5 protein-coding genes are annotated in these 11,104 nt (G+C 44.4%); all 5 read right to left on the minus strand.

The features are described 5' to 3' along the window. Window positions 1-20 precede the first annotated feature (20 nt). On the minus strand, window positions 21-884 hold the full coding sequence (locus RDS42_RS07710; protein WP_308783136.1) for a protein phosphatase 2C domain-containing protein: 864 nt from the start codon (window positions 882-884) through the stop codon (window positions 21-23). A 2-nt stretch (window positions 885-886) separates the two neighbouring features. After that, the gene (locus RDS42_RS07715) at window positions 887-2,614 is read right to left on the minus strand and encodes a serine/threonine-protein kinase (RefSeq protein WP_308783137.1); all 1,728 of its coding nucleotides are present in this window, start codon (window positions 2,612-2,614) and stop codon (window positions 887-889) included. A gap of 187 nt (window positions 2,615-2,801) precedes the next feature. Next, on the minus strand, window positions 2,802-6,506 hold the full coding sequence (gene rpoC, locus RDS42_RS07720; RefSeq protein WP_308783138.1) for a DNA-directed RNA polymerase subunit beta': 3,705 nt from the start codon (window positions 6,504-6,506) through the stop codon (window positions 2,802-2,804). A 16-nt stretch (window positions 6,507-6,522) separates the two neighbouring features. After that, complete coding sequence (locus RDS42_RS07725; RefSeq protein WP_308783139.1) at window positions 6,523-10,374, minus strand: DNA-directed RNA polymerase subunit beta; 3,852 nt, start codon at window positions 10,372-10,374, stop codon at window positions 6,523-6,525. A 273-nt stretch (window positions 10,375-10,647) separates the two neighbouring features. Next, a complete protein-coding gene (gene rplL / locus RDS42_RS07730) occupies window positions 10,648-11,022 on the minus strand; it encodes a 50S ribosomal protein L7/L12 (protein WP_015541728.1) in 375 nt (124 codons plus the stop codon). Window positions 11,023-11,104: the final 82 nt, after the last annotated feature.

Genomic DNA, 11,104 nt, shown 5'->3' on the forward strand with positions numbered 1-11,104 from the left:
AAAACGAACTTAATTTTTTGCTAATTTAGGGTTGACTTTTCATAGCTGGTCTCCTTGCTATTTCTTCTGCAAATTTTATCCTTCAATCTGTTCAGCCAGTTTTTTTCCGCCTCTCTGACTTCACAGAGAACCACTGTTGTATTATCTCTTCCACCTTTTTTTAAAGCTCTGTCCAAAAGAAGCTCTACTGTTTCCTGAACCGATATTTCTCTGGTCAGGATATCTGCAATCTCTCCGTCAGACAGCATGTCTGTAAGACCGTCCGAGCAGATCAGATACCTCATTCCCGGTACTGCATCCAGCTTTGTCATTGAAGGTTCAAGCATCATATGATCTTCCGGAATTCCTACATATTGAACAAGAGGCGACTTTCCAAACAGAGATCCTCCCAGAACATGATCCTGCGAAACTCTTTTCAGCATTTCCTTCCCGGACTGATAGATCCTGCTGTCTCCAAGATTGCAGCCATAGGCTCCTTCCGGAGAAAACATAAGCATTGCAGCTGTAGTACCCATGCTGCGAATTTTATTTTCCTCACTGTAATCACAGACTGCCCGGTTCATTTCCATACATATTTCTTTCAAAAATCCCTCCGGATCTTTTGAAAACTGTCTTTTTTTCTGGCCATAGTATTCTCCGCAGGCATCGGAAGCCAGAAAGGACGCCATTTCCCCGCAGCTTTCGCCTCCCATACCGTCAAATACCGCCAGAAGCGGAAGTTCTGACTGTGAGATACTTCCGCTTCTGATATGATCCATTCCCTGGTTCTGTGCAGGAAGGGATTCTCCGCAGCACCAGAAGTTATCTTCATTATTATTTCGTACCTTGCCTATATGGCATACATAAGCGTATTCAATTCGATACGATACCTTCTGCCTCTCCAATGTTAATCTCCTGTCCTTTCTGCCGAAGTTCCCACATTCAGCTCCATAGCAAATTTTTCCGCATTATCCAGGTATTTTTCTTCTCTCTGCAAATACTCATGGTTGTTTGTTTCATTATCATGACATACGTTATTTTCATCTATCCAGCGTATCAGGTCTCCCTCATCATAATAATAAAGATTTACCTGCTGTTCTCCCTCTTTCAGTTCAGGAATGCAGTGATGATCTGCCCATATATAGGCAAAGAACAGTTCTCCCTCCCAATAATAGTATTCTTCATAATATCCGTCCTCTGAAAGCTTAGGATAGATCAGAACTTTCATTAATTCTGTTTCTGTTCCTTCTGTTTTCAGATAGCTGATCCGTCCTTCCTGTTCAGATCCGATCCAGTTATAATTATTCAAATTTTCTGTGATTTCCGTTGCCTGAGATGCAATCTTTTTCAAAGTATCCTGCAGTTTTTTATTTTCGGCTGATTCTACGGTTTCGGTTACCGACTGCTTCAGTCTTCTCAGTTCTGCGCTTTCTCTTACAAGCCATACACAGACCCCTATCACAACACAGACTGCAATGGTCATAACAATCACTGCCGCTACCAGAGGATTGAATTTCTTTTTTCTTTTTTTAACCGGAGAACCGCTGATTCTTTTTGCTGGTTTTCGGTCTGACTCTGATTTCTGTTCTTTTCGGGGTTCATTTGCCAAAACCTGTGAATATCTGTTATTTTCCACCTGTTTTCTTCTGTTTTCAGGCTCTTTCTTTACTTTTGGGACATTCTTTTTCTCTGATGCCTCTTTACGTGCAGTGTCCTGAGGCTTCTGATATTTCAAACTTTCAAGAGCATCCCGGAATTCTTCTGCTGTCTGATAACGGTCTTCTCTTCTATATGCACAGGCTTTACAGATTATCTGACTTAACCCATCTCCAGCCTCTGCGGGAGCAGGCAGTTCCTCTCCCGACATTCTCCGCGTCAGTGCACTTTCTTTATCCCGGTATGTGATCAGCTGTTTACCCAGACTGATAAACGGCAGACGATTATGATTTCTCAATTTATACAGCACGATACCCAATGAATAAATATCCACTCTGTGATCGTAATTTTCACCTTTATACATCTCAGGCGCCATATAAGAAAACGTTCCTTTTTTAGAAAGTCCGCTGGCATTGCGGTCAAGCTCTCTTGCTATTCCAAAATCCCCCAGCTTGAACTCTCCAAAACGGGATACAAAAATATTCTCCGGTTTGATATCTCTGTGGATAATGTTCTGTTTCTGACAATATTCCAAAGCTTTGCACAGATCAATGCCAAGCTGGATCACTTCTTTTTCACTTAGTTCTTTGCCTGCACAATAATCCAGAAAACCGGTAAGATATTCCATTCTTATATAAATATCCCACCCTATGTCATCCAGATATTCTACAACCTTGTAGTCTTCCACAGAAACCACATGAGAATTGCCGCGGAAATATTCCATAGTATTTACTTCCTGGATACAATCTTCTACAAGACTGTGAAAATACTCCTTCACAGACTGCTCATCCGGATTTTCCGAACGAACACTGCTAAGTTCTCCCTGACTGGAGGGAATGGTAATGACCTTGATCGCAGAATAGAATGTTTTTCCCTGATCTGTTCTCTGGGCTTTGTATACTTTGCCAAAAGATCCTTCTCCGATCTTTTCAATAATCTTCCACTCCGGCCATACAGAAACCGGCAATTGTTTCTCCATTCTGCTCCCCTCCCTTCACTAGTGTCCCTATTATAACATGAGGTGGTTTTTCTGTCTGTATTTTTCGATTTTATTCCAGAATTTTTCACAAATTCTTAAGAAATAAGCAGATCAAAAAAGCCCTTTGGGCATTTACACCCAAAGGACTTCTTTTGTATTTCTTTATATACTGCAGAAACAGCTTTCTTTATTCTTCGTCAAAAACTGTATCTTCTGCTTCAACTGTTTCTTCTGTATCAGCGATTTCTTCAAGATTGTCTGCTTCGTGGAGAGTATCTTCCATCTCAGTAGTTTCTTCAATAATTTCTTCTGTTACTACCTCTTCTTCCTCTTCCGGCATTCCTGTATCAAGCTTGATCGCACTGTAGCGTTTCAAACCAGTACCTGCCGGAATCAGCTTACCGATAATAACATTTTCTTTCAGACCTACAAGATGGTCAACCTTACCCTTAATAGCAGCCTCTGTCAGAACTTTAGTTGTCTCCTGGAAGGATGCTGCTGACAGGAAGGATTCTGTAGCAAGAGATGCCTTAGTGATACCAAGCATTACCTGTTTTCCTTCTGCCGGAGTCTTTCCTTCTTTTTCCAGCTGCTCATTGACTTCCTCAAAATCAAGAACGTCAACCAGTGTGCCTGGAAGGAATTCGGTGTCTCCATTATCCTCGATACGGATCTTCTTCAGCATCTGACGAACCAGAACTTCGATATGCTTATCGCTGATCTCAACACCCTGAAGACGGTATACACGCTGAACTTCACGAAGCATATAATCCTGAACGGCACGAACACCTTTAATTCTCAGGATATCATGTGGATTCACACTACCTTCTGTAAGCTCATCACCTGCCTCAAGAAGCTGTCCGTCCATAATCTTAATACGTGATCCGTATGGAATCAGATAAGTTTTGGAATCTCCTGTTTCCTGATCTGTTACAATGATCTCACGTTTCTTCTTAGTGTCATTGATCACTGCAACACCAGGAATTTCCGTGATGATAGCAAGACCCTTCGGTTTACGTGCCTCAAAAAGCTCCTCCACACGAGGAAGACCCTGTGTGATATCGCCGCCGGCAACACCACCGGTATGGAAGGTACGCATAGTAAGCTGTGTACCAGGCTCACCGATAGACTGAGCTGCAATAATACCTACAGACTCGCCGACCTGTACCGGCTCACCGGTAGCCATATTGGCGCCGTAACACTTCGCACAGACACCCACCTTACACTTACAGGTAAGGATGGTACGGATTTTAACCTGGTCGATAGGACCGCCCTCTGCGTTCACGCCCTCAGACATAATACGGGCAGCACGTTTCGGAGTGATCATATGATTTGCTTTTACAAGCACTTCACCATCTTTATTCTTGATTGTCTCACAGGAGAATCTTCCTGTGATACGTTCCTGAAGGTTCTCGATCTCTTCTTTGCCGTCCATGAATCCTTTGACATACATACCGGAAATCTCATCTCTTGTTTCACAGCAGTCTGTCTCACGAACGATCAGTTCCTGAGAAACGTCAACCATTCGTCTTGTCAGGTAACCGGAGTCAGCTGTACGAAGAGCTGTATCGGAAAGACCTTTACGAGCTCCATGAGCGGACATGAAGTACTCCAGTACGTCAAGACCTTCACGGAAGTTTGACTTGATAGGAAGCTCGATGGTATGACCGGTTGTATCTGCCATCAGGCCTCGCATACCTGCCAGCTGTTTGATCTGTTTATCAGAACCACGGGCTCCGGAGTCAGCCATCATAAAGATGTTGTTATATTTGTCAAGACCATCCAGCAGAGCTCTTGTAAGCTCGTCGTCAGTCTTTTTCCATGTTTCTACAACCTCTTTATAACGCTCTTCCTCTGTAATAAAACCACGTTTGTAGTTCTTTGTGATCTTATCTACGATATTCTGTGCATTCTGGATCATCTCCGGTTTCTGAGGCGGCACAGTCATATCAGAAATGGATACTGTCATGGCAGCGCGTGTGGAATATTTATATCCGGTAGCTTTGATCGCATCCAGAACCTCAGCAGTCTTGGTCGCTCCATGAGTGTTAATGACTTTTTCCAGAATCTGTTTCAGCTGTTTCTTGCCTACCAGGAAATCTACTTCAAGTAAAAGTTCATTTCCCGGAACACTTCTGTCTACAAATCCCAGATCCTGCGGAAGGATTTCATTAAACAGGAAACGTCCCAGTGTAGACTCTACATTTCCAGTAAGAACAGTTCCATCCGGCATTGTCTTGGTGCAGCGCACCTTGATCTTGGACTGAAGTGTAATAACTTTATTTTCATAAGCCAGAATTGCTTCGTTTACGCTCTTGAAGAACTTGCCTTCTCCCGGATATCCCGGTCTTTCCTGTGTCAGATAGTAAATACCAAGCACCATATCCTGTGAAGGAACAGCTACCGGACCACCGTCTGACGGTTTCAGAAGGTTGTTTGGTGACAGAAGGAGGAAACGGCATTCTGCCTGTGCCTCAACAGAAAGCGGAAGATGTACCGCCATCTGGTCACCGTCAAAGTCAGCGTTAAACGCTGTACAAACAAGCGGATGAAGCTTAATCGCCTTACCCTCTACAAGGATCGGCTCAAACGCCTGGATACCCAGACGATGCAGTGTAGGTGCACGGTTCAGCATAACCGGATGCTCCTTAATGACATCCTCGAGGACATCCCATACTGCCGGCTCAAGCTTCTCTACCATCTTCTTGGCGTTTTTAATATTGTGAGAGGTACCGTTTGCAACAAGTTCTTTCATAACGAAAGGCTTGAACAGCTCGATAGCCATCTCTTTCGGAAGACCGCACTGATAAATTTTCAGCTCCGGTCCAACGACGATAACAGAACGTCCGGAATAGTCAACTCGTTTACCAAGAAGGTTCTGACGGAAACGTCCGGATTTACCTTTCAGCATATCAGAAAGGGATTTCAGTGCTCTGTTTCCCGGTCCGGTAACAGGGCGGCCACGACGTCCATTGTCGATCAAAGCGTCTACCGCTTCCTGAAGCATACGTTTTTCATTGCGGACAATGATATCCGGAGCACCAAGCTCCAGCAGTCTTTTCAGACGATTGTTTCTGTTGATGATCCTTCTGTACAGATCATTCAGGTCAGATGTTGCAAAACGTCCGCCGTCCAGCTGTACCATAGGACGAAGATCCGGCGGGATTACCGGGATCGCAGTCATGATCATCCACTCCGGACGGTTTCCGGATTCACGGAAGGATTCCACAACTTCCAGACGTTTAATGATTCTTGCACGCTTCTGGCCAGTTGCATCTACAAGCTCTTTTTTCAGCTCTTCCGCATCTTTTTCCAGATTAATATCCTTAAGAAGTTCCATAATGGATTCTGCACCCATACCTACACGGAAGCCGTTTCCGTAAGATTCACGGGCATCCTGGTATTCCTTCTCAGTCAGGACCTGTTTGTACTGGAGTCCGGAATCAGCCGGATCCAGTACGATATAGTTTGCAAAATATAAAACTTTTTCCAATGTTCTCGGAGAGAGATCAAGGATAAGACCCATTCTGGACGGGATACCCTTAAAATACCAGATATGAGAAACCGGAGCTGCAAGCTCGATATGACCCATACGCTCTCTTCTGACAGATGCTTTGGTGACTTCAACACCGCATCGGTCGCAGACAACACCTTTATAACGAATTTTCTTATACTTACCGCAGTGGCACTCCCAGTCCTTGCTCGGCCCGAAGATTCTTTCACAGAAAAGTCCGTCCTTCTCTGGTTTCAGAGTACGATAGTTAATAGTCTCAGGCTTTGTGACCTCACCTCTGGACCACTCTCTGATCTTCTCAGGGGACGCCAGTCCGATCTTAATGGCATCGAAAGTCATTGGCTGATATGTTGCATTGGTATTGGTTGTTTCTGCCATGTATTCTTTCCCCTTTCTATTCTTCGTCATCAAGAGTTTCGTCGAAGTCAAGGAATGCGTCTTCCTCTTCATCGTCTTCCTCTTCCACATCTACAAGTTCTTCACCCTCGAACTCCTGCTGTGTATAACCGTGTTTTCCAAAGGATTCTTCTTCTCTGCTGTGTCTGTCTCCTTCGATCACGGAACGAAGATCTGTATCGCCGTAATCCACGGTCTCCATGATCTCCACCTCTGTATTATCATCTCTTAAGACTTTTACATCAAGACCAAGAGACTGAAGCTCTTTCAGCAGAACCTTGAAGGACTCCGGAATTCCCGGCTCAGGAATATTATCACCTTTGATGATTGCTTCATAGGTTTTTACACGACCTACTACATCATCGGACTTCACTGTCAGGATCTCCTGCAGAGTATAAGATGCTCCATAGGCCTCCAGAGCCCAAACCTCCATCTCTCCGAAACGCTGACCACCAAACTGAGCTTTACCACCCAGCGGCTGCTGTGTTACCAGGGAGTATGGGCCTGTAGAACGTGCATGGATCTTATCGTCTACCAGATGATGCAGTTTCAGGTAGTGCATGTGTCCAATTGTTACAGGACTGTCAAAGTATTCTCCGGTACGTCCATCACGAAGGCGAACTTTACCGTCTCTGGAAATCGGAACACCCTTCCACAGTTCTCTGTGGGCTTTGTTCTCATCCAGATACTGCATAACATCGGGAGCAAGCACATCCTGATATTTTGCACGGAACTCTTCAAAGTCCTCTGTATTTACATAATCATTTGCCAGTTCCAGTGTATCCTGGATATCATTTTCGTTTGCACCGTCAAATACAGGAGTTGCCACATTAAAGCCAAGAGCCTTGGCTGCAAGACTTAAATGGATCTCCAGCACCTGTCCGATGTTCATACGTGACGGCACACCCAGAGGATTCAGTACGATATCCAGCGGACGGCCATTTGGCAGGAACGGCATATCTTCAACAGGAAGTACACGGGAAACAACACCCTTGTTACCGTGACGACCGGCCATTTTATCACCAACAGAAATCTTACGTTTCTGAGCAATATAAATACGAACAGACTGATTTACACCAGGAGAAAGCTCATCGCCGTTCTCTCTTGTAAACACTTTTGCATCAACGATGATACCGTATTCACCATGAGGAACCTTAAGGGAAGTGTCACGCACCTCTCTTGCCTTCTCGCCAAAAATAGCACGGAGCAGACGCTCTTCCGCAGTAAGCTCTGTCTCACCCTTTGGTGTAACCTTACCCACCAGAATATCTCCGGCACGTACCTCTGCACCAATACGGATGATACCACGCTCATCCAGATCTTTCAGAGCATCATCACCAACGCCCGGAACATCTCTTGTGATCTCTTCCGGTCCCAGCTTTGTATCTCTGGCTTCTGCTTCATATTCTTCAATATGGACAGATGTATAAACATCGTCCTGAACAAGTTTTTCACTTAAAAGGACAGCATCCTCGTAGTTGTAGCCTTCCCAGGTCATAAATCCGATCAGCGGGTTCTTACCAAGAGCCAGCTCACCATTAGAAGTTGAAGGACCGTCTGCGATAACCTGTCCGGCCTCTACATGCTCTCCCTGGAACACGATCGGCTTCTGGTTATAGCAGTTGCTCTGGTTACTTCTGAGGAATTTAGTCAGATGGTAATCATCCTTTGTTCCATCGTCGTTTTTAATGCTGATGTCTGTAGATGTAGAACGAAGGATAGTACCGGATTTCTTCGCTACTACACAAACCCCCGAGTCTACCGCTGTTTTTGTTTCCATACCAGTTCCAACGACCGGAGCTTCTGTTGTCAGAAGCGGAACCGCCTGACGCTGCATGTTGGATCCCATCAGCGCACGGTTGGCATCGTCGTTCTGAAGGAACGGAATCAGCGCTGTAGCAACAGAAAATACCATCTTAGGAGATACGTCCATATAGTCAAACATATGTCTCTCGTATTCCTGTGTCTCCTCGCGGAAACGACCGGATACGTTTTTATGGATAAAGTGTCCCTCTTCGTCCAGAGGCTCGTTGGCCTGTGCTACATGGTAGTTATCTTCCTCATCGGCTGTCATATAAACAACCTCATCCGTTACTACCGGATTGGATGGATCCGTTTTATCAATTTTTCTGTATGGAGCCTCAACGAAACCATACTGATTGATTCTTGCATAGGATGCAAGGGAGTTGATAAGACCGATGTTCGGACCCTCAGGAGTTTCAATCGGGCACATACGTCCATAATGAGAATAATGAACGTCTCGAACCTCGAATCCGGCTCTGTCTCGTGACAGACCGCCTGGTCCCAGGGCAGACAAACGTCTCTTGTGAGTCAGCTCACCCAGCGGATTGTTCTGATCCATGAACTGGGACAGCTGTGAAGAACCAAAGAACTCTTTCACTGCTGCGGTTACAGGTTTTATATTGATCAGGGACTGCGGAGAAATATTCTCTGTGTCCTGAGTTGTCATACGTTCACGTACCACTCTTTCCAGTCTGGAAAGGCCGATACGATACTGGTTCTGAAGCAGTTCTCCAACAGAACGGATACGACGGTTGCCCAAATGATCGATATCATCATCATTTCCAAGGCCGTATTCCAAATGCATATTGTAGTTAATAGAAGCAAGGATGTCTTCCTTTGTAATGTGCTTCGGAATCAGATCATGGATATCTCTGCGGATAGCATCTTTGATATCCTCAAGGCTGTCATTTTCTTCCAGAATTTTTTCAAGGACAGGATAATATACTAATTCTGTAATACCCAGATCCTTCGGATCGCAGTCAAGGTCAACATAGGATGCAATATCCACCATAAGGTTGGAAAGAACTTTGATCTTGCGTTCTTCGCCCTGGATCCATACAAAAGGAACCGCTGAATTCTGGATCGTATAGGCCAGTTCTTTGGTTACATTAGCGCCTTCCTCTGCAAGGATCTCGCCTGTAGAAGGATCCACAACAGCTTCTGCAAGCTTATGACCGGTGATCCTGTTATAAAAATGAAGCTTCTTATTAAATTTGTAACGTCCTACCTTGGCAAGGTCGTATCTTCTTGGATCAAAGAACATTGCCATGATCAGGCTCTCTGCGCTCTCTACTGCCAGAGGCTCGCCCGGACGGATCTTCTTATATAATTCCAAAAGACCTTCCTGATAATTAGTGGAGGTATCTTTTGTAAAGCTGGCAAGGATCTTGGGCTCCTCACCAAATAAATCTACGATTTCCGCATTGGTGCCGATACCAAGGGCACGAATCAGCACAGTGATCGGAACCTTTCTGGTTCTGTCCACACGAACATAGAATACATCATTGGAATCAGTTTCATATTCCAGCCATGCACCTCTGTTGGGGATTACGGTACTGGAAAATAACCTTTTACCAACTTTATCGTGTGCGATCGCATAGTAGATTCCAGGGGAACGTACCAACTGGCTTACGATGACACGCTCTGCACCGTTGATCACAAATGTACCTGTTTCCGTCATTAACGGAAGGTCTCCCATGAAAATCTCGTGTTCGTTGATCTCTTCTGTTTCCTTGTTAATCAGTCTCACTCGAACCTTCAAAGGTGCGGCATAAGTCACGTCACGTTCTTTACACTGCTCAATTGTATACTTCGCATCCTTTGCGTCAAATGTAAAGTCGATGAACTCCAGACTAAGCTTTCCGCCGTAATCCGCAATTGGAGAAATATCATCAAATACTTCTTTTAACCCTTCATCGAGGAACCATTTGTAGGAATCTTTCTGGACTTCGATCAGATTCGGCATTTCCAGGACTTCTTTTTGTCTCTGGTAGCTCATACGCATGCTTTTTCCAGTTTTTACAGAACGAATTCTGTTTTTTTCCATTGACGTTTCACCCCTGTTTTCTTATTTATTATAACATGATCCTGTTTGTATTTTAAGGCAAACAGGCATATCTTGCCATAATATAGCATTTTTCACTATAACATAGCCTTGTCAACCTGTCAATCACTTTTTTTGGTTTTTTTCACATACTTGCATTTCTTTTTTTATTCAACAGAAAAGCCAGGATAAAATACACTTCTTTCCTATTGAATAAAAAAAGAAACGCAGGAACACCTGCGGCGTCCCTGCGCTGTATCTTTTGTTCAGACTGAATTATTTCAGAGTGATCTTTGCTCCCTCTGCTTCCAGTTTTGTCTTGATGTCCTCAGCCTCAGCTTTGGAAGCGCCCTCTTTAACTACCTTCGGAGCACCGTCAACTACTGCTTTAGCTTCTTTCAGGCCAAGACCTGTTACTTCACGAACAACTTTGATAACTTTAACTTTGTTCGGGCCTACTTCTGTAAGCTCTACGTCGAACTCGTCTTTCTCTTCAGCTGCCTCGCCTGCTGCACCTGCTGCTGCAACTACAACGCCTGCTGCTGCGGATACACCGAACTCTTCCTCACAAGCTTTTACAAGTTCATTTAACTCTAATACAGATAACTCTTTGATTGCTGCAATAAATTCTTCTGTTGTTAATTTTGCCATTTTAATTTCCCTCCATATAATATTATTTAATTCGGTAACTCTTCAGCATCCTCGTGGATGGTGATTTTCGAATAGTTACTAG

The sequence above is a fragment of the uncultured Blautia sp. genome (assembly GCF_902497045.1).
Taxonomy (GTDB): domain Bacteria; phylum Bacillota; class Clostridia; order Lachnospirales; family Lachnospiraceae; genus Blautia_A.

Bases quoted from the DNA above. Each gene is read 5' to 3' on its own strand.
- rplL (WP_015541728.1), bottom strand. From the start codon at position 11,022: ATGGCAAAATTAACAACAGAAGAATTTATTGCAGCAATCAAAGAGTTA.
- rpoC (WP_308783138.1), bottom strand. From the start codon at position 6,506: ATGGCAGAAACAACCAATACCAATGCAACATATCAGCCAATGACTTTC.
- RDS42_RS07725 (WP_308783139.1), bottom strand. From the start codon at position 10,374: ATGGAAAAAAACAGAATTCGTTCTGTAAAAACTGGAAAAAGCATGCGT.
- RDS42_RS07715 (WP_308783137.1), bottom strand. From the start codon at position 2,614: ATGGAGAAACAATTGCCGGTTTCTGTATGGCCGGAGTGGAAGATTATT.